At 67.5% G+C, this 18,394-nt stretch carries 18 protein-coding genes; 7 read left to right on the top strand and 11 right to left on the bottom strand.

All coding sequences use genetic code 11. The annotated features are described in order from the left end of the window. Window positions 1–964: hypothetical protein (locus A9X03_RS19155; RefSeq protein ID WP_156746602.1), on the bottom strand; the 964-nt coding region annotated here is incomplete at its 3' end. Between the two features lie 185 nt (window positions 965–1,149). Then, window positions 1,150–1,464 carry a DUF732 domain-containing protein gene (locus tag A9X03_RS19150; protein WP_082974536.1) on the bottom strand — a complete coding sequence of 105 codons (315 nt, stop codon included), beginning with the start codon at window positions 1,462–1,464 and terminating at the stop codon, window positions 1,150–1,152. A gap of 198 nt (window positions 1,465–1,662) precedes the next feature. On the opposite strand from A9X03_RS19150, the gene A9X03_RS19145 reads away from it, so the two are divergent. Continuing rightward, a complete protein-coding gene (locus A9X03_RS19145; RefSeq protein ID WP_156737028.1) occupies window positions 1,663–2,223 on the top strand; it encodes an FKBP-type peptidyl-prolyl cis-trans isomerase in 561 nt (186 codons plus the stop codon). Window positions 2,224–2,248: 25 nt separating this feature from the next. Here the strand turns inward: A9X03_RS19145 and A9X03_RS29355 are convergent, their stop codons facing one another. Together A9X03_RS29355 and A9X03_RS19135 are read right to left on the bottom strand one after the other, a co-directional pair. Beyond that, window positions 2,249–2,509 (bottom strand): limonene-1,2-epoxide hydrolase family protein, encoded by a 261-nt coding sequence (locus A9X03_RS29355; RefSeq protein ID WP_231975423.1) that lies wholly within the window; start codon window positions 2,507–2,509, stop codon window positions 2,249–2,251. Next, window positions 2,506–4,755: a SpoIIE family protein phosphatase gene (locus tag A9X03_RS19135; protein ID WP_068262444.1), complete on the bottom strand. Its 2,250-nt coding sequence runs from the start codon at window positions 4,753–4,755 to the stop codon at window positions 2,506–2,508. The genes A9X03_RS29355 and A9X03_RS19135 overlap by 4 nt, the downstream gene beginning before the upstream one ends. 281 nt (window positions 4,756–5,036) lie before the next feature. Between A9X03_RS19135 and A9X03_RS19130 the strand changes: the two genes are divergently transcribed. Beyond that, a complete protein-coding gene (locus tag A9X03_RS19130) occupies window positions 5,037–5,669 on the top strand; it encodes a heme oxygenase (biliverdin-producing) (RefSeq protein ID WP_067750713.1) in 633 nt (210 codons plus the stop codon). Window positions 5,670–5,699: 30 nt separating this feature from the next. Here A9X03_RS19130 and A9X03_RS19125 read toward each other — a convergent pair whose 3' ends face one another. Both A9X03_RS19125 and A9X03_RS19120 read right to left on the bottom strand, forming a co-directional pair. Beyond that, window positions 5,700–6,761: a hypothetical protein gene (locus A9X03_RS19125; RefSeq protein ID WP_068262441.1), complete on the bottom strand. Its 1,062-nt coding sequence runs from the start codon at window positions 6,759–6,761 to the stop codon at window positions 5,700–5,702. Between the two features lie 41 nt (window positions 6,762–6,802). After that, entirely contained in the window at window positions 6,803–8,236 is a 1,434-nt protein-coding gene (locus A9X03_RS19120; protein WP_068262438.1) for an FAD-binding oxidoreductase, read from the bottom strand. Between the two features lie 243 nt (window positions 8,237–8,479). Here A9X03_RS19120 and A9X03_RS19115 point away from each other — a divergent pair, with 243 nt between their 5' ends. After that, window positions 8,480–9,163 carry a GAP family protein gene (locus A9X03_RS19115; protein WP_068262435.1) on the top strand — a complete coding sequence of 228 codons (684 nt, stop codon included), beginning with the start codon at window positions 8,480–8,482 and terminating at the stop codon, window positions 9,161–9,163. A gap of 52 nt (window positions 9,164–9,215) precedes the next feature. Next, entirely contained in the window at window positions 9,216–9,986 is a 771-nt protein-coding gene (locus tag A9X03_RS19110) for a class I SAM-dependent methyltransferase (RefSeq protein ID WP_068262431.1), read from the top strand. A gap of 10 nt (window positions 9,987–9,996) precedes the next feature. On the opposite strand, the gene A9X03_RS19105 is transcribed toward A9X03_RS19110, so the two are convergent. Both A9X03_RS19105 and A9X03_RS19100 read right to left on the bottom strand, forming a co-directional pair. Beyond that, a complete protein-coding gene (locus A9X03_RS19105) occupies window positions 9,997–11,232 on the bottom strand; it encodes an osmoprotectant NAGGN system M42 family peptidase (RefSeq protein WP_067750696.1) in 1,236 nt (411 codons plus the stop codon). A gap of 222 nt (window positions 11,233–11,454) precedes the next feature. Beyond that, entirely contained in the window at window positions 11,455–11,733 is a 279-nt protein-coding gene (locus A9X03_RS19100; RefSeq protein WP_156734793.1) for a hypothetical protein, read from the bottom strand. 541 nt (window positions 11,734–12,274) lie between these two features. Here A9X03_RS19100 and A9X03_RS19095 point away from each other — a divergent pair. Further along, entirely contained in the window at window positions 12,275–13,021 is a 747-nt protein-coding gene (locus A9X03_RS19095) for a sensor domain-containing protein (RefSeq protein ID WP_067750691.1), read from the top strand. Between the two features lie 10 nt (window positions 13,022–13,031). On the opposite strand, the gene A9X03_RS19090 is transcribed toward A9X03_RS19095, so the two are convergent. Continuing rightward, complete coding sequence (locus A9X03_RS19090) at window positions 13,032–13,913, bottom strand: CoA ester lyase (RefSeq protein WP_067750688.1); 882 nt, start codon at window positions 13,911–13,913, stop codon at window positions 13,032–13,034. Window positions 13,914–14,041: 128 nt separating this feature from the next. Here A9X03_RS19090 and A9X03_RS19085 point away from each other — a divergent pair, with 128 nt between their 5' ends. Beyond that, window positions 14,042–14,965 (top strand): class I SAM-dependent methyltransferase, encoded by a 924-nt coding sequence (locus A9X03_RS19085; protein WP_067887599.1) that lies wholly within the window; start codon window positions 14,042–14,044, stop codon window positions 14,963–14,965. 8 nt (window positions 14,966–14,973) lie between these two features. Here the strand turns inward: A9X03_RS19085 and zwf are convergent, their stop codons facing one another. Further along, window positions 14,974–16,479 (bottom strand): glucose-6-phosphate dehydrogenase, encoded by a 1,506-nt coding sequence (gene zwf, locus A9X03_RS19080; RefSeq protein WP_067750681.1) that lies wholly within the window; start codon window positions 16,477–16,479, stop codon window positions 14,974–14,976. Between the two features lie 165 nt (window positions 16,480–16,644). Between zwf and A9X03_RS19075 the strand changes: the two genes are divergently transcribed. Further along, window positions 16,645–16,827, top strand: coding sequence for a hypothetical protein (locus tag A9X03_RS19075; RefSeq protein ID WP_067785244.1), 183 nt, complete (start codon window positions 16,645–16,647; stop codon window positions 16,825–16,827). Here the strand turns inward: A9X03_RS19075 and A9X03_RS19070 are convergent. Next, window positions 16,824–18,311 (bottom strand): FAD-dependent monooxygenase, encoded by a 1,488-nt coding sequence (locus A9X03_RS19070; RefSeq protein WP_304528221.1) that lies wholly within the window; start codon window positions 18,309–18,311, stop codon window positions 16,824–16,826. The two genes, A9X03_RS19075 and A9X03_RS19070, sit on opposite strands and share 4 nt — an antisense overlap. Window positions 18,312–18,394: the final 83 nt, after the last annotated feature.

Genomic DNA, 18,394 nt, shown 5'->3' with positions numbered 1-18,394 from the left:
CCTCACCCCGGTACGCCGGCCAAAAGTGCACGGCGGCAACGGCAATGGCCAGCAGCACGGCCAGGTACGGCAGCCAGAGCGCCGCTCGCGACGACGGTTGCGAAAACCCGAAGTCGGGCTCCGGTCCCGGCCGAGAAGTAAGACCGGACAGCGAGAAAAAGTACATGCCGACGGCCCAACCGAGAACGACGAGGTCGTTCGGTGCCCGGTCCGCATGATCCTGATAGGCGTGGACCACCCCGGCGGCGGCGATGATTCCCCATCCCAGCATCATCAGCGTCGGGGAAAGCTTGCGGCCCGGCTCGGCCTTGCGCACCACGATGAAGGCAGTGGCGACAAGCCCTAAATACACGCCGGCGGCGGCGGCCAACACCACTTGCGGGACGCTGAACGTCACTGCGAGTCGAGCCGTCCGCCCCAGCGGCAGAATGACGAGCACCACCAGCAGCGATGCGGTGATGAGGATGCCGTCGAGGAGGAGGCCGATCCCGAATCGGGAGTCGTCCCGGCTGGGAATCGTGATCGCGGCGCCCAACGCGCACAGCGGCAAAATCAGGTAGCCCAGGTTTGCCGGAGAGAGATCCGCGACCGGAAGAGCGCCTCCCGAGGCGACGTAGCACCACACCGCTTCGCCCGCGGTCCAACCGACCAATCCGGTAGACATGGCGGCCCAGGCCAGGCGCTGGCGGCCTCGAGAACCGTGGGCGGCTATGACCGCACACGCAATGGCGAGTATGCCCGCAACGACCGAGCCCGCCGGGGCGAGTACCGCCCGGCCCGGGGCGCTCGAGGTCAACAACGTCGCCGCGAACACGACGAGCCCGACGGTTGCCAACACGACCAGCACCAGTCGGCTCCGCGTCAGTGACAACATTCCCCTTACTCTGTCGGGCGAGGTTCGCAAGCAGGATAAGACACACCGCGAAAGTACTTCTGCGGATTTGCTTACCTGTTTCTCGGCCATTACGGAGCTGAACACCTCACCCGGGTCGAGTCGCTTCGGCTAGCCGAAGCGCCGCCTCCACGCGCTTCGCGCCGCGCGACAGTGCGCGGCCTGCGCAGCGCTGGGCGATGAGGCCCGCCCGGATCTGACTTCGACGAGAACCTTCTAGGGCCGCGGATGCGTCGGGCGGTGCCCCGGGAGCGTTGTCAGGTGCAAAGGGACGGGGCGTCGCACACATTGCCGGGGCAATAGATCGAATGTGCGGCATCGACCATGGTTCCGACGTCTAACAGCGTGACGCCCCGCGCGTTCAGGTGGGCGTGCACGTCGTCGGCGATCTGTTGGGGCGTCCAGCCCCAGGTGAGGTCGTAACAGATCAGGTGCGCCTCCCCGATGAGCGCCTCCTCCGTCTGCGGTGGCCAGGTCAGGCCGACGGCGTGCAGCTGTGCGAGGTAGGCGTCGTCCTGGGGGGTATTGGCAGTTGCGGTGGCGGCGCCGCCGACGAGGGCAGCGCCGGCCATCAACGGAATGCTCAGTGCGGCCAGCCAGCGAGGTGAGGGCATTCGATTCGCTCCCTTTCTGCCGGGCCGCCATACCTGCGGGGCTCAAAGCAGCACGGATGAAGAATATCGAAAGCTCCGGAAGCTGGCTCGCTGAAATGACAGCGCGTTTGACGACCCGTGGGCCGGCTGCGCGCGATGCAAGGGGCGGTCGGTAGCGTGACGGCCGTGAAGTCTTCCGTGGTGTATTCCTGTGTCGCGGCCTGCGTCGCGGCGACCGTCTTTGCGATAGCCGCGCCGGACACCGCGCTGGCAGCCGGTTCATGCCCGACGGCGCCACCGCAGAGCGGTGGAACGCCCGACTGGACACTGACCGGGACCACCGGCAGCGTCGCGGTCACCGGATCCACCGACACGACAGCTCCGCGCGTGGACGTGACGCCCCCGTTCAGCGTGACCCAGACCCAGGTGCACACCCTGCACGCCGGAGACGGACCGGTGGTCTCACCCACGGCCACGGTGTCGGTCTGCTACATGGGGGTTAATGGGCGTGACGGGTCGGTATTCGACAGCTCCTACCAACGCGGCGCCGCCATCGATTTCCCGCTCAACGGCGTCGTGCCCGGCTTCCAGAAGGCCATCGCGGGACAAAAGGTGGGATCCACGGTCGCCGTCGCGATGACCTCGGCCGATGGCTACCCCAACGGTCAGCCCAGCGCCGGCATCCGCCCGGGTGACTCGCTCGTCTTCGCGATCAAGATCCTGAGCGCCTCGGGCTAGCTTCGCGCACCAAACCCCTTGGCGCTCAACTGTTCAGCGGTGCGAACATGAGCGCGGGATCGATGCCGAGCTGCTGAGCGACGTGCGTCGTGTCCCAATACTCCCGCCAGTACGTGATCGCGCCGTCGCGGACTCCGAGGAACGCCGTGACGTAGAACGTGACGGCGACGCCGTTCATGGCGTTCACATCGACGCGCTCGACGACGACTTCGTTCCTTGCGCGTCGGTGTTTGCCGAACTGTAGACGTAGACGCTCGTCTGCGTTCGGCTTCGCGAGAAAGCTCAGGGACGACGCAGGGCGACGATGGTGACGTCGTCTTCGATGTGGCCCGACGCCATCTCCGTCCAGATCCGGGACGCGGGTGGCTCGCCGGCGCGGCTCAGGGTCGCGGCCAACCGGGCGAGGCCATCGTCGATCGCCTCCCCGCGACGCTCCACCAGTCCGTCGGAGTACAAGACCAGCCCGTGCCCGGGCTCGATGGTGAACGTGCTCGGCGCGTAGGTCACGCCCTTGATGCCGATCGGTGGTGACAGCCGTATGGGCGCGGCGACGGCCGCCGGCACCCTGTTGGTCAGGAACGGCATCAAGTGGCCGGCCGACGCGGCCTCCACATGTCCCGAGGACAGGTCGACCCGGGCGGCGACGACGGTGGCGAATGCGCCGGGCAGCATGTGCAAGCAGAAGTCATTGAGCTGTCCGAGGGCCTCGGCCGGTTGCGCCCCGGCGAACAGCTGGGCGCGCAGGGCGTTGCGCAGCGCCGCCATGATCCCGGCGGCCGCGATGCCGTGTCCGGCGACGTCGCCGATCAGCACGATCAGCCTGCCGTCGCGCAGCTCGAACGCGTCGTACCAGTCGCCGCCGACGTTGTCGCCCGCGGCCGGCTCGTAGTGGGCGGACAGGTGCCAGCTCTCGAGCGTCGGGATCGCCTCGGGCAGCAGGCTGCGTTGCAGCGTCTCGGCCACCCGCAGCGCGCCCCGCGTGCGGCGGTACAGCGACTCCACCAGATGGCGGCGCAATGCTCCGGCGGATTCGGCATCGTTCGGCGTCCACGGCTCGCAACGCCGGCGAACCACCTCGCGCCACCGCTCGAACGACTTGCGCGGGCTCAGCCTGACCGCCGCGCCCTCGCTGACCGCTATCGCCTTGTTGTGCGGGTCGCCGCCCCAGTCCACCGAGCGCAGCACCTCGCGCCGAAACCAGACGGCGTGCTGGCCATCGGGCAGGTTGATCGCGAGCGCGCCGGCGGCCAGTTGAGGATCGAGGCCGAGCCCGGGCAACTCGCGCGACAAGCAATCGGTCACGGCGACCTCGTCGTCCGCGCCGCGGGCCCAGCCCATGACGGCGGCGACCACCTCCGGCGGCGGAACCGAGCCGAGGGCCCGGCGATCGCCCTGAATGTCCACGACGACACCGTCGGCGGGCACGAGATCGAGCAGGTCGGGCGCCCCGAGCAGCGCCCCCGTCAGGGACTCGGCGTCGTTGAGCGTGGCGGCGGTCAGCTTGCCCAGCACCGCCTGTGCGGCCAGCCGCCTGTGCAGCTGCTCGTCTTCGAACCGATCCACGAGCCGCAGCGACAGGGTGGAGCCGAGGAACTCCGCCGCCGCTCGGGTGCCGAACGGCGGCAGGTGGGCGCCGGCGTAGTGGTGGCAGGCGATGAGGCCCCACAATCTCCCCTGCCGTAGCAACGAGATCGACATCGAGGCGTGCACGCCCATGTTCTGCAGGTATTCGATGTGCATGGGCGAGACGCTGCGCAGCGTCGCGTACGTGAGGTCCAGCGGCATGCCGCTCGCCGGGTCGACGGACGGCACCAGCGGCGCCGGCGTGTAGTCGACGTCGGAGATCAGGCGAATCCAATTCTTCTCGTACAGCGCACGCGCCTGCGCCGGGATGTCGGTGGACGGGTAGTGCAAACCGAGGAAGGAGTTCAGGTCCTCCCGCTTGGATTCGGCGACGACCTCGCCGTTGTACTCCTCGTCGTAGCGGTACACCATCACCCGGTCGAACGCGGTCAGGTCGCGAACCGCCCGCGCGGCGGTGTCGTAGAGCTCGGGCAGCGTCTCGGCCCGGTTCAACTCCTCCACCGCACCCCGCACCGCCTGGTAGGTGTTCGGAAACGACACCGGCCGCTCGCCGTAGGCGATCTCGAGCTCCACCAGGAGCACACCGCCGAAGTCGTGGTGCACGATGGCGTCGAACGCGCGCGGCTCGCCGCCGACGTCGATCGAGCACTCGATCGGGTTGCGATGTCGCAAGTCGCCGTAGGTCCTGGCCGTCTGCTCGATGCGAGCGGCCTGCTCGGGACCGATCAGTGCCGACAGGTGCCGCCCCAGGACGGCATCCACTGGTCGACCGAGTAGGTCGCCGACGTTGGCGCTGACCTGCCGCACCTCGAAATCGGACTCGCGCACCACCGCGAGAACACCGCGCGGCTGGATGCTTCCCGGGACATGGATCGGCTCGCGCGCGCAGTTATCGAGGTCAATCGGCGTGCCGACCGGAAGGAGGTCGTCGCTCGGCGGGCTCTCCACCGTCCCCCGAAGGACACGGGAATCGCCGCTGTTCACGCAATCAGCTCTGTCGGTTCGCTGATGGGTGGCCGCCCGGGGCCCGATGTCAAAGCCCGATACCTAGAGCACCCAATTTATTTCCCCTCCCTACGCGCCGAGTCGAGATTCGACGACGACGCCGGTGGGGCCACCCCGTTGCTTGAGGCTCACCCGTTTCATCCGTGTCAATTACTCGAGCCTAGGCGTTGCGGTTGCCTCCGTCACCTTCGTGCCCGCAATCGCCAAGGTAATCTGAGCAGGACATGCGCCCGATTGACAGTCCAACACGCGGCCGATTGTCGATCGCGATGAAGGAGGGGTCGGCGGCCGAACACGTCGCCGCCGAGCAGAGCGCTTTCATTTCCGAACTGCTGGCCGGCCGGGTGACCGCGCGCGGCTATTCCGAATATCTGCTTCGGCTACGCGTGGTGTACGCCGCCCTCGAGGACGCCATGCGGGCCTGTCGCAAGGACCCCATGGTCGCCGCCGTGTACGACCCGGCATTGGAGCGCGTCGCGGCCATCGACGCCGATCTGCGGCACTGGCGCACCGACGGCACGCGGGATGTCGACTCCCCCGCGGCGACCGCATACAGCGAGCGGATCGCCGCGCTGGCGTGGGGTGGCTCGCTTCTGGCCCACCACTACACGCGCTACCTCGGAGACCTCTCCGGAGGCCGGATCATCCTCCACGCCCTCGATCGCGCATTTGATCTTCGCGGCGTCGGGGTCGCGTTCTACGAATTCCCCATGCGGCCCAAGCCGTACAAAGACTCCTATCGTGCCCGCCTTGACGCGCTCCGCCCGAGCGCGCGCGACGTCGATCGCATCGTCGACGAGGTCAGAGTGGCCTTCGGGTTGAATCACGCACTGCTCGACGAACTCGCCGGCGACTAGCGCCGGCGCTCCTTCGCACGCGCGAGGCGCCTAGATGGGGCCCGGCAGCTCACCCAGCTCGGTCAATTCGGCGTGGACCGAACCGATAGCGGCGCGGTACTGGTCGTCAGTGAGCGTGTTGTTGTAGTACCGGTTCATGCGCAGCTGGTATTGGAGATCCCTCAGCCGGCGAATGCGCTCCAGCCTGGCGGTGTCGCTCGCCGAGAACTTCAATTGCTCGGCGGTGATGCGGCCCGCCATGACCTGCTCGATGGGTTCGAGCCGGTATCCGCAGCCTTCGAGGTACTCGAAATACGGCTTGAGGTATGGGCGTTCCCCGGCTCGCCAGTTGCCGCGGACGGCGTTCCACTCGAACGCGGAAAGAACCATCGCCAGGGTCACCACCGCCGGGCGGGTGTCGAAATCGGTTGATAGCTCGAGGTTCTCGTATCGCGCTTCGTCGGCCGTCAACAGTTGCGCGGCCACATCCATGCTGGCGGGGCAGTGCCGATCGGCCAGGTAGTGGAAGTTCCGGGCGATGAACGCCTCGGTCCCGGGCGGCGGTGTGTGCCGCGAGAGGATATTCGTGCGAATCCAGTCCCGGCGCGCGGTAGCGATCGCGGCGGCGCGTCGATTCAGCTCATGCACCAGGGTCCAATCGGTATTGGCCTGTGCCGCGGCTTCGGACTGCAGCTTCGTCGGATGGGCGCCGGTGTAGGTGGGGCCGGCCGTCAGTTCGCTGAGTGCCAGGGGGCGCGCCATATCCCAGGTCAGGTAGCGGACGTAGACGTCGAGGTCCGGGATTCGCGCCCAGCGGGCCAGCTCGCCCAACGTCGTCTTGCCTGACGCGAATCTGCAGATGTGGGGTTCTTGTTTGAGGTCATCGCGGGTGTAGATCGCGCTGAGCTCGCGTCGACGCCCCTGGTCCTCGGTGTTGACCTTGACGATCCACCCGGCCGGGCCGGCGATTCCCGGTACATAGTGGGTGATCTCAACCAGCAGGTCGTCGACGGTGGCCGACTCGGGCATGATCCAGAAGACCCGATGGGACTCGACGTCGTCGCCCATCGCCACGCTGTCGCGATCCAGCGTCACATTTACCGTGTCGGTCATGCTCGGGATTATGTCCCGGCGTCAGACGCGTACGCCATTCACTAGAAGTTGAGCCCCGAGAACATGATTCGGCCGGGATCGTACTTTTGGCGCACGGCGGCCAGCCGGGACAGGTTCGAGCTGAAATAGCGTGAGGCTGGTTGGTTCGCCTCGATGTAGTTGACGTATCCCCCGACCGAGTGCGGTTGCACGGCCTGGTGCGCGGTGTTGAGCCAATTCGTCGCCGCCGTCGCGTCGCCGGTCTCGACGTACCACTGCACCAGCGCGTACTGCCGGCGCCACGGGAAGGCCGTCGCGCCCGGTGCCACATCGGCGAGGGCGCCGTCCAGCGCGTGCATGATCGCCAACATTCGGCCTGCCCCTCGGGGAAAGGCGTTGACCGCCTGGGCGATGCCCTGGGCGGTGGCCGCGTCGACGACGGGCAGCACGTCGGATCCACCGACGTATCCCAGTGGTGCCGGGTTGAGGTTCCCGACGGCCAGGTACCTCACCAGGTCCAGGTAGTTGAACGTGTGATTCTCGGTCCCCGTCGGTTGGACGCCAACGGCTTTGGTGATGTTCGCGCCGACGGCGGCGCCCGAACCGGCCGGGCACGTCGCCATGATGCGGCAATGCGTTCCCATCGGGTCGACGGTGGCATCCGCCAGCGCCCAGCTGTTCCGGTCGGCGGTGCGAAGCCAGTTCTGCCAGCCAACCAATACCTGCGCGAGCGCCTCCGCCGGGAAGTTGAGGTTGACCACGTCGAGATCGGTGGTCGGAAACGTCGCGAACGTCAGCGCCGTCGTGACGCCGAAGTTGCCGCCGCCGCCACCGCGCAACGCCCAGAACAGGTCGGGGTTGCTGGCGTTGGACGCGGTCACCGCCTGGCCGCCGGGCAGCACCACCGACGCCGACACCAGCTGGTCGCAAAGCAGCCCCGCGTGCCGGGAGTTGGCGCCCAATCCCCCACCCAGGGCGTGCCCGGACGCGCCGACCGACGGGCACGTGCCCGTCGGGATGCCCCGGCCGGCGCCGGCCAGCGTCTGGTGCATCGCGTACAGGCTCGTCGCGGGCGTCACCGTCACCTGCCCGGTGGCGGCGTCGTAGTTGACGCCCCCGGGCAGCTGACGCAGGTCGAGCACCATGACGCCGTTCGCCGTGGACGCCCCGATGTACGAATGCCCGCCGCTGCGCGGGGCGACCTTCAGGTTGTGGGCCGCGGCGAACGCCATGGCCTTCTGCACGTCAGCCGCGGACGTAGGGGTGACGATCGCGGCGGGCGTCGAGCCGTTGTAGTTGGTGTTGAACACCTGCTTCGCCGAACCGAACGCGCCGTTGTCCGGTAGTAGCACCTGCCCGCCGATAGCGGTCGACAGGCCCTCCCAGCCGGTGGGATTCGGCGCGGCGGTGGCCCGGGCAGAGCCGAAAACCGCGCCGGCGGCCAAGGCTCCGGCGGCTCCCCGCAGGAACGTCTGGCGGGATATTTCACGCGCCATTGCCGGGCACCCACGTCTGCCTCATGACCCGCATTGTCAAACGCGCGCCGACCAAAGCCGCGGTGCCCCGTGCCGTGTGACCGGATCGAGATCGATACGAGCCGCGCCGGTGATGCACAAACGCGAGCGCCCCGGACCGCCTCGGACGGACACGCCGCCCAGCGACTCGTATTCTCTTGCAGCATGACCGCCGCCTCGATGTCCGCGCCCGGCAAGCTCACCCGGTAGGCGGGGTCCAAGCGCGTGGGTGCTCTCGTGGTGGCGCTTGCCGGTCTGGCGCTTCTCGACTCGTTGAACGTCCTCAACGTGGGCGTGGTCTCGGCGGTCGTCTTCGACAGCCGGTTGCGCCGCCGGTCGCCGGTTCCGGGCGCCCTGAGCTTCATCGCGGGCGTGTTCGTCGTGACCACCACGTTCGGGCTGTGCACGGTTCTGGGTCTCAGCTTCTTGACTCATGTCGTCGGCTTCCACCTGACACCGGCCATCCGGTTCGGCGGCGAACTGGCGCTCGGCCTGCTGCTCACCGGCCTGGCATATTTCCCGCTGACCGCACAATCGTCGGCGCCGGGTTGGGCGCTGGCGGCGATGCGGGAGCGTCCCTGGCTGCTCGGATTCCTCGGGCTGGCGGTCGGTAGTGGACAAGCGCCAACCGCCATTCCGTATCTCACCGGCTTGGCCATGCTCGCGGCTTTGCACCCGCGACCGCCGCTCTGGCCATTGGCCATCATCGTCTACTGGGCGATCGCGCTCTCGCCGCCGTCGCTGATCCTTGCGCTGTCGATGAGAAAAACCATGCGGGCCAGGCGTATTCAGCGTCGGCTGGTGCGCGTACTGACCCGTTACGGCCCGATGTCGGTGCGGCTGTTGTTCCTGGTCTTCGGAATCGGGTTGGTGGCCGACGCGCTCGTCAATCACAGCGCGCTGTGGTGAGACACAACTCTTTCTCATCTGCTGCCCAGCGAGCGGGCTTACCTTGGCGGATATGACCGATCGCCAGGAACGCGCGATGTCCTTCGGCTCGATCGCCGAGGACTACGACGGCTTTCGTCCCCGACCTCCGGAAGAAGCGGTGCACTGGCTGGTGCCGCCCCGCTGCGAGGTGGCAGTCGACCTGGGTGCGGGTACCGGTCTGTTCACCCGGGCGTTGCTGAGCAGGGCGGCGGAGGTCATCGCAGTGGAGCCCGACGCGCGCATGCGCGCGGTGCTCACCGGGCGCTCGCCCGAGGTGCGTGCCGTCGAAGGCACCGGTGAATCGATCCCGCTCCCCGATGCGGCCGTCGATGCGGTGTTCGTCTCGTCGGCATGGCACTGGATGGATCCTCGGCGCGCCGTTCCAGAGATCGGCCGGGTGTTGCGTGACCACGGACGATTCGGCCTGATTTGGACCAGCCGAGATCGTGAGGTCGATTGGGTCCGCGACCTGGACCTGCTTCCGGGCGAGGACACACCCGAGTCGGAATCCCCCGACCGCTTCCGCCGGCGACACGAGAACGTCGTGCTCCCCGATCCGCAGATCTTTCACAACGTTTCCCGCGAGACGTTCACCTTCGCGCGGACCATGACGATCGACGATGTCGTCGCGATGGTCGGCACGTACAGCAGGGTGATCATCGCGTCTGCCGACGAGCGTGCGGCGCGACTGGCCAATGCCCGCGCCGCCTTGACCGCGCGCTTCTCCGGCGCCGAAGCGATCGAGGTCCCGATGAAGTCCCGCTGCTGGCGCGCGGACCGAATCCCCCGCGGCTGCCGATAGGCGCCGCGCCTCAGGCCTGGGGCCCCTCCGACGGGGGCCAGTGCGAACCCGGCGACGCCTCGCCGGGCGAATCGTGTTCGCCACGAGCCAACGGCACCCACCGCTCGCTGGGGGCGGGCTGCTTGGAAGACGGGAAGTCGCGCAGCTTGCCCGACGGCTTGGCGTCCCACTTGGCGAACGTCAGTGGCGTCTGCAGCCAGGAGTGCAGCAGGCAGTACACCGCCTGCAACGAATCCAGATGAGTGCGCTCCCAGCCATGGCTTCCGTCGAGCCCGAACCCGACGAGTGCCGCGCGGGTGCCCGCACCCGCCTCGATCGCCGCGGCGGCGTCGGAGCGATAGAACCGGAATACGTCTCGCGCGCAACGGATGTCCTGCTCTTCGGCGAGCCGGCACAGTTTGCGCGTCAGGTGATAGTCGAACGGACCGTGCAGGTCGGCCATCGGTATCGTGACGCCGTCCTCGATGGAGTGTTGGCCCGGCGCGCACACCGCGTTGTCCACCGAGACCAATTCGGCGACGTCGGCGGGCAGGCCGTGGCTCGCCCCGTGGCCGACCTCCTCGGTGATGGTGATCATGACCATCGTGCGGTGCGGCAGCACCACTTTGTTCTCGGCGAAATTCTTCGCCAGCGCCAGCGCGATCGCCACGCCCGCCTTGCCGTCGAGGTGACGGGACACGATGTAGCCGTCGGCGGTCAGTTCCGGGCTGGCGATCAGCGCGACGAAGTCGCCGATCTGCAGCCCGAGACGGACCAGGTCCTCTCGCGAGTGCACCTGGCGGTCGACGCGGACCTCGACGTGTTCCCAGTCGGTGGGCTGCAGGTCGATCTCGTCACCGAAAGCGTGCCCGCTGGCCTTGAGCGGCAGGACGGTCCCGGTGATGAACTCGTCGGGATCGTCGGAAAAGATTCGCACCCGGGCGCCCGCGGCGAACCGGGCCGAAAAGGTGCCGACCGGTATCACCTCGAGACGCCCGTTGTCCTTGAGCCGACGGACCATGCACCCGATCGTGTCGGCGTGAACCACCAGCGCGCGGTCCGTCGTCGCCGACTCCCCCGGCAGCTCGGCGGTCAGCGCCCCGCGTCGCGTCAGCGAAAACGGGACGCCGAAGCCATCGAAGATGTCACCGATGAGCTGCATCACCGCGTCCGTCCGGCCCGCCGGACTTGGCGTCTGCAGCAGCGCGAGCAGCGTGTCGACCATCCACGTGCGGTCGGCCTCGGCCATGGCCGTGGTTTGGCGCACGGTATCTCCTCTCGAATCACCCGGGGACCGAATCAACCTACCGCGTGGCCGCCGTTGATCGACTGGCCCGGGCCGCGGGACCCGCGCCGTAAGAGGCGCGGCCGTCCTCCGCTGCCATCACGGTAGAGCACTTCGGATCCACGCGCCCGTTGGCGCAATCGGATTCGGCCACGCGAAGACGCGGGGCTTAGCCGACCACGCGCTGGACAGACGCGGCCGGCGTCAAGGGTTCACGTTGGGGCAGGCCTGCTTGATCCAGTTGGTGATCAAGTCCCTGTTGCTGTTCAGATCGGCATCGTTGGGCTGTGCGCCGCCGGTGGTGACGAAGTGCTCGATGGCGGCCTTCACGCTGTCGGGTGGGCCGTACTTCTCCAGTGTGTCGGCGTACTTGCGCGCCTTCTCCGGGTTGTTGGCCACCATCAGGTTGTCCTTGGCGAAGGAGATGTCGAGGCAGGTGGATTGGTCGAACGACTGAGGCTGCGCGGAAGACGGCGCCGGCAAAGTCGGTGACGGTGACGGCGCCTGCGAGCTCGGGGTCGCCGATTGACTGGTCGAGGAGGCCGTCGGCGACGAGTCGTTCGAGCATCCCGCTGCGATGATCGCGATCGCGACCAGTCCTGCGCATCTCATTCGGGCTCGCCGCATCGGACACTCCTCCGTCCCCCGAAGATGTGTTTGCTGCAAGCACCCTACCGGCCCGCGTATCGGATCGAAGCGGTTTGTGGGGTCTTCTTCACCTCATCGACACGTCGTGCGACAAGCGGACGGGCCATGAACCGCCCCTTTGTTGACCTAGGAAACCCTTGATCTGCGAACGCTTTCGTCACGCGGCGTCGTCCCGCGGGTGCGGTTCCGGTGTCAGATCGCCGAGTGTCCACGCGGGCTCAACCCGGAACAGCGGCTAAGTGCTGAACCGTTGAAGACTTTGCGACGAATCACGCAATTTGCTGTCGAAGCGGTTATGCTTCCGTCCACCTCTGAGCATCGGGCAGCGGATGCGCCGGTCGCGCGGGGGCCCGACGGCACGAAGGGTGAGCAACACATGCGCCAACTGACGACCGCGATGTCCGCCGCCGCCATCGGGATCCTGGTTGCCGCGTGCGGCGGCAGCAACGGCGGTGCTCCCGGCTCCTCGACCACGACGTCCACCAGGCCGCCGGTCGCGCAGGCGGCGCTGCCGGGCTTGCTGCTTACGTCCGCGGACCTCGACAGCGCCCTGGGCGCCACCGGATCGAAGAGCAAGGAAAAGAACGACAAGCTGAAGGACGACGCCGCGAAGCAGCCGTGGCCCGCGGGCTGGAAATTCCCCGACGACTGCGTCTACGCGATCGGCCCCGGGCAGGCTCCCGTGTATGCCGGTAGCGGCTACACCGCGGTAAGCGGCGACGACGAAACTGCGTCACTTCCCCCGAATTCCAACGAGCCGGACCCCGAGGTGGAACAGGTGCTGGTGCTGTTCCCGACCCCCAAGGAAGCCAACGCCTTCTACGCGACCTCGGCGCAGCGCTGGCCGGCCTGCGCCAACCGGCAGTTCACGACTCCGGCCGGGCAGGACACCCCGGAGACGGGCTGGCAGGTGGGACCGGTCTCCAACGACAACGGCACGTTGAGCACCACGCTGACGATGACAATCCGCGACAACGGCAACGTCCTGCTCACCATGACCGCTCAGCGGGCGCTGACGGTCCGCAACAACGTCGCGATCGATGTCAGCGCGATCCGCAAGGATCCCGCCGACTTGGCCGTCAAGCTCGCCGGTCAGATCGCGGGCAAGGTCGACAAGCAATAAGCCAGGACGGCTACGACGCGGATGCCACTTCCTCGATGATCTCGGCGAGGGCGAGGATCCGTTCGGCGTTGCGGACGTGCAGGCTCTCGATCATGCGACCGTCCACCGTGATGACACTCGTCCCCGCCGCCCGCGCCTCCCGGTAGGCCGTCACCACCTTGCGGGCGTCGGCGAGTTCCCGCTCCGATGGACCGAAAAGGTCGTTGGCGGGCCCGATCTGGGACGGATGGATCAAACTCTTGCCGTCGAAACCCATTTCGCGGCCCTGCCGCGCCTCGGCCCGAAAGCCGGCCTCATCGGTGATGTCGTTGAACACCCCGTCCAGGATCACCTTCCCTGCCGCCCTGGCCCCCAGCACCGCTAAGGACAACGCGGGGACGACGGGCGCGCGACCGGGCACGTGCAGGGCATGCAGGTCGTTCACCAGGTCGTTGGTGCCGATCACCAGCGCGGCCAATCGGTCACTGGCCGAGGCGATCTCTTCGGCCCGCAGGAAGGATCGCGGCGTCTCGATCATCACCCACAGCTGCAACGAATCCGGAGCGCCCAGCCTGCCCAAGGTCGCGGCCAGCGCCCGGACCTGCTCGCCCGACTCGACTTTGGGCACCAGCACGCCGTGTGCGCTCGTACCGGCCACCGCCGCCAGGTCCTCGTCGTGCCACTCGGTGTCCAAGCCGTTGATGCGCACCACGACCTCGCGGGGCGCGTAGCCGCCCGACGAGGCCGCTTCGCACACCGTCGCCCGCGAATCGGCTTTGGCGTCGGGCCCCACGGCATCTTCGAGGTCGAAGATGACCACGTCCGCGGGCAGCGATTTCCCCTTCTCCAAGGCCCGCGGCTTGTTGCCGGGCAGGTACAACGCGGAGCGGCGCGGGCGCAGGGTCGGTGCCATCGAGTGATTCGCTTCCTGTCGTCGGGCTCAACGGGTGCGTGGTGAGCGCGGCATAGGCAGAAAGTACCCTTCGGTCTTGGCGGTGTGATCGCGCAGGCGATCCGCGGGGATACAGGAGGGAGCGGCGAGTGTCATCACTTGGTTCGGCACGCACCGAAGGCGACAGCTGGGACTTGGCCTCCAGCGTCGGGGCGACCGCGACGATGGTCGCCGCGTCCCGCGCGCTGGCCTCCCGCGGGCCGGATCCGCTGCTCGATGACCGGTTCGCCGAGCCCTTGGTACGCGCGGTCGGGCACCCCTTCTTCGTCCGCATGCTGGACGGCGAAATCCCGCTCGACGACGACGATATGCCCTTCACCCTGCAGCAGCGTCGCGAGCAAATAGCCGTGCGCACCCGGTTTTTCGACGACTTCCTCACCTCCGCGAGCGGAGCCGGCATACGTCAGACCGTCATCTTGGCCGCCGGACTCGACGCCCGGGCATACCGGTTGGCTTGGTCGCCGGGCACGGTGGTTTACGAGGTCGACCAGCCCGAGGTCATCGCCTTCAAGAGCGACACGCTGGCCCGCCTCGGCGCCGAACCGACCGCCGAACGGCGGACCGTGGCTGTCGACCTGCGCGACGATTGGCCAACGGCGCTGCGCGACAAAGGCTTTGACACGTCGGTGCGCACCGCCTGGATCGCCGAAGGCCTGCTTCCCTACCTGCCGCCGCAGGCGCAGGACCGGCTGTTGGACAACATCACCGCGCTGAGCGCGCCCGGTAGCCGGCTGGCCACCGAGAACATCAGGGACATGGCCGTGTTCACCGACGAGCGAGCCCGGGCGATGCGCGCCGCGTGGCGCAAGCACGGACTGGACATCGACGTCGCCGACCTGGTGTGGCACGGGGAGCGCCACCCCGCCGGGGAACGCCTGGCGGCCACCGGCTGGGTGGTCACCCCCTACCCCACCGAGCAGCTATACGCCGACCACGGCTTCGTCATGCCGGACAACGAGATCATCAAGCGGTTCCGGCACGCCATCACCTACATCAGCGCCGAGCTGGGCTGAATGCGCTCCTAGCGGTCGGGCTTGGCGTCGCGCCATTCCCGTTCGAACGGCAGCCGCCACGCGTTCGGCGCGATCAACTGGTGAATCGCGTTGGGGCCCCACGTGCCCGGCTGGTACATCTTGGCCGGCGGTGGGTCGTCGAGCAGCTCCTGCGAACGCTCCCACAGCGATTCGATGCCCTCGGCGGTATTGAAAAGTGTGTGGTCACCGCGCATCGCGTCCAGGATGAGCCGTTCGTACGCCTCCAGCACATCGACGACGGTGTCGATCTCCTGGGAGGAGAACTGCATGGACAGCTTGTCCAGCTTCATGCCGGGGCCCGGCCGCTTGCCGTAGAACGACAACGACACCTTGGAGTTGTCGGCCAGGTCGAACGTGAGGTGGTCGGGACCTTGAGTCCCCACCCCCGAGCCTGGCGGGAACATCGTTCGCGGCGCCTCCTTGAACGCGATCGAGATGATGCGGATGCCCTCGGCCATCTTCTTGCCGGTGCGCAGATAGATGGGCACGCCGGCCCAGCGCCAATTGTCGATGCCGACCTTGAGCGCGATGAACGTCTCGGTGTCGGAATCCTTGGCCACGCCTTTTTCGTCGCGGTATCCGCCGTATTGGCCGCGTACGACGTTGGAAGGCTTGACCGGCAGCATCGACCGGAACACCTTGTTCTTTTCTTCGCTGATGGCAAAGGGTTCCAGCGCCGTCGGCGGCTCCATCACCACGAACGCCATCACCTGGAACAGGTGGGTCACCACCATGTCCTTGTAGGCGCCGGTCTCCTCGTAGAAGTTAGCCCGCTGATCCAGGCCGAGGGCTTCGGGGATGTCGATCTGAATATGGTCGATGAAGTTGCGGTTCCAGATCGGCTCGAACAGACCATTGGCGAAGCGGAACGCCAGGATGTTCTGGGCCGCCTCCTTGCCCAGGAAGTGATCGATCCGAAAGATCTGGGATTCCTCGAACGTTTCGTGCACGAAGTCGTTCAGCGCGACCGCGCTCGCCAAATCGGTTCCGAACGGTTTCTCCATCACTACACGCGAGCGGTCGACGAGTTTCGCCTCACGCAACATGGAAATGACTTCTCGCGCGGCCTTCGGCGGCACCGACAGGTAGTGCAACCGCCTGACCTTGGGGCCCAGGTTGGCTTCGGCTTCGGCGACGGCCTCCGCCAGCGCCTCCGGCCCGCGGCCCTGCGGAATGTAGGTGATGATCTTCGCGAAGTTGGCCCATTGTTCGTCCGAGAGCTTGTGGCTACCGAACGAATCGATCGCCTCTTTCGCGATCTCCCGGAATTCGTCGTCGCTGATGTCTTCCAACGACGTCGCGACGATTTGGATGTCCGGTGCAAGCTCGGACTGGTCCAGATAGGCCAGCCCGGGGAGCAACTTGCGTTTCGCCAGGTCCCCCGTCGCGCCGAACAGGACGATGACGTGCGGGTCGAGCGATTCGGTTTCGTGACGGTGCGGACGCCCACCGGCCGCCGGGTACGAGATGGTCTGCGGTTTCTTATCGGCCACCCCTGCGATACTTCCATCGCCGCGGCGTTATGTCGCGTCCCTCACTCCCCGGGCCCCTTCAACGCGGCGTTTGGCGCCCGGGATGGCAGGATCACACTCCACGGCCGGTTACCGTCCGGCTGACGGGGTATGGGGTACCGGCGGGGCGGTACCCGACCACAGTCGATGGAAAGCGATATGACGAGACCGGACAAGGACCTACGGGGTCACTCGGAGGAGCTGGAAGACATCGTTGACCAGCTCGAGGAGAAAGTCGCCGACGATCGTGAGGCCGAAGGCGTCGCCGGCAAGCCCAGCGACCGCGAGCGCGCCCCCACTCGAGGCTCCACGGAGGAGCCGCCCGACTAAGGCCTGACCGCGGACGGCGCGCCGAACCAGGCGTCGAGCGCGTCCCGAAGCCCCGCACCGGTGGAACCGCCCACCCAGGCGACATGTCCGTCCGGCCGGATCAGCACCGCATCAGGGGCCTCGACCGCGCCGAGCGCCGGAAGCTCCCACCCACCGGCGTATTCCGCGTCGATCGTCTGGACCCGGCCGATATCGAATCGGCCCGGCTCACCGAGGTTGAGCAGCACCGGCCGGGCGCGGTGTAACAGCGAGTAGACCCGCAGCGGGCCGTCGGCGCTGACGACGTCGAGATCGGGCATTCGGCGTCCGAGCAGCGGGTGTCCGTCGCCGAGGTCGTAGCGGATGTCCAGGCCCGACATCATCGCGGCGAACCGTTTGCGTGGTTCGTCCATGCCGAGGACGTCGGACATGGTGTCGCGCAAGGCCTTGGTGCGGTCGTCGGGGCGCAGGAGCGCCATCTGCGCGACCGCGTTGCGCAGCACGCGCGCGGCGACCGGGTGCCGTTCGGCGTGGTAGGTGTCGAGCAGGCTGTCGGGTGACGTGCCGTCGACCACCTGTCCCAGCTTCCAGCCCAGGTTGACCGCGTCCTGTACACCGGTGTTCAGACCCTGTCCGCCCACCGGGTGGTGCACATGCGCGGCGTCGCCGGCCAGCAGGACACGCCCCGCGCGATAGCTCGCGGCCTGTCGCGCCGTGTCGGCGAACCTGGAAAGCCAAGCGGGACTGTGGATCCCGTAGTCCGTGCCGTAGACCGCGATGAGCCCCTCACGCAGGTCGTCCAGCGTGGGTTCGCTGTTTGGTCCCAGGTGCCGCTCGGTGACCATGACACGAACCGGCCCGCCGCCCTCGGACGCGGCCAGAGAATGGACGCCGAGCGCGTCGTGGCGAATGCCCCACTCGGGCGAATCGCCGGTGCCGTAATCCATTTCGACCTCTGCGAGCAGGTAGCTGGTCGTCGGCTCCCAGCCCGGGAAATCGATACCGGCGGCTTTCCGGACGACGCTACGGCCGCCGTCGCAGCCGACGAGGTATCCGCCTCGCATGGAACGGCCATCGGACAACGTGACGTCAACACCGCTGGCGTCCTGGGCGATGCCCGTCACCTCTTGTCCCCGATGCATTCGCACCCCGAGCTCGTTTGCCCAGTCGGCGAGGATGCTTTCGATCTCGTTCTGCCACAGGGCAAGACCGTACGGATGCCGGGTGGGAAAGTCGCTGATGTCCAGCCGAATCTGGGCGAACCCGGCGACCTGGGCGACCTGGCCCCGGGCGAGAAACCGGTCGGCGATGCCGCGCTGATCGAGCACCTCGATCGTGCGCGCATGCAGACCCCCGGCGCGCGCACCGATGAGATTCCGGTCGGGGCGCCGCTCGAGGATCGCCACATCGACCCCCGCCAACGCCAATTCACCGGCCAGCATCAGTCCCGTCGGGCCGCCTCCGGCTATCAGCACCGCATGTTCGACATTCCTGGGTGACAGCACTCCCAACCCCCTGCTGTAGAGCGAAAAATGGCTTCGGCCAGCGATTGTGCGGCATCACCCTGGCCTTGCCGCAAGCCCCCCAG

This window comes from Mycobacterium sp. E1715 (assembly GCF_001667625.1).
Classification (GTDB): domain Bacteria; phylum Actinomycetota; class Actinomycetes; order Mycobacteriales; family Mycobacteriaceae; genus Mycobacterium.
This window is presented reverse-complemented; position numbering and strand designations above follow the sequence as displayed.

What these genes read in the sequence shown, in the direction of transcription:
- A9X03_RS19110 (WP_068262431.1), top strand. Translation starts at nt 9,216, where the DNA reads ATGACCGATCGCCAGGAACGCGCGATGTCCTTCGGCTCGATCGCCGAG.
- A9X03_RS19120 (WP_068262438.1), bottom strand. Translation starts at nt 8,236, where the DNA reads ATGGCGCGTGAAATATCCCGCCAGACGTTCCTGCGGGGAGCCGCCGGA.
- A9X03_RS19095 (WP_067750691.1), top strand. Translation starts at nt 12,275, where the DNA reads ATGCGCCAACTGACGACCGCGATGTCCGCCGCCGCCATCGGGATCCTG.
- A9X03_RS19075 (WP_067785244.1), top strand. Translation starts at nt 16,645, where the DNA reads ATGGAAAGCGATATGACGAGACCGGACAAGGACCTACGGGGTCACTCG.
- A9X03_RS19130 (WP_067750713.1), top strand. Translation starts at nt 5,037, where the DNA reads ATGCGCCCGATTGACAGTCCAACACGCGGCCGATTGTCGATCGCGATG.
- A9X03_RS19125 (WP_068262441.1), bottom strand. Translation starts at nt 6,761, where the DNA reads ATGACCGACACGGTAAATGTGACGCTGGATCGCGACAGCGTGGCGATG.
- A9X03_RS19150 (WP_082974536.1), bottom strand. Translation starts at nt 1,464, where the DNA reads ATGGCCGGCGCTGCCCTCGTCGGCGGCGCCGCCACCGCAACTGCCAAT.
- A9X03_RS19090 (WP_067750688.1), bottom strand. Translation starts at nt 13,913, where the DNA reads ATGGCACCGACCCTGCGCCCGCGCCGCTCCGCGTTGTACCTGCCCGGC.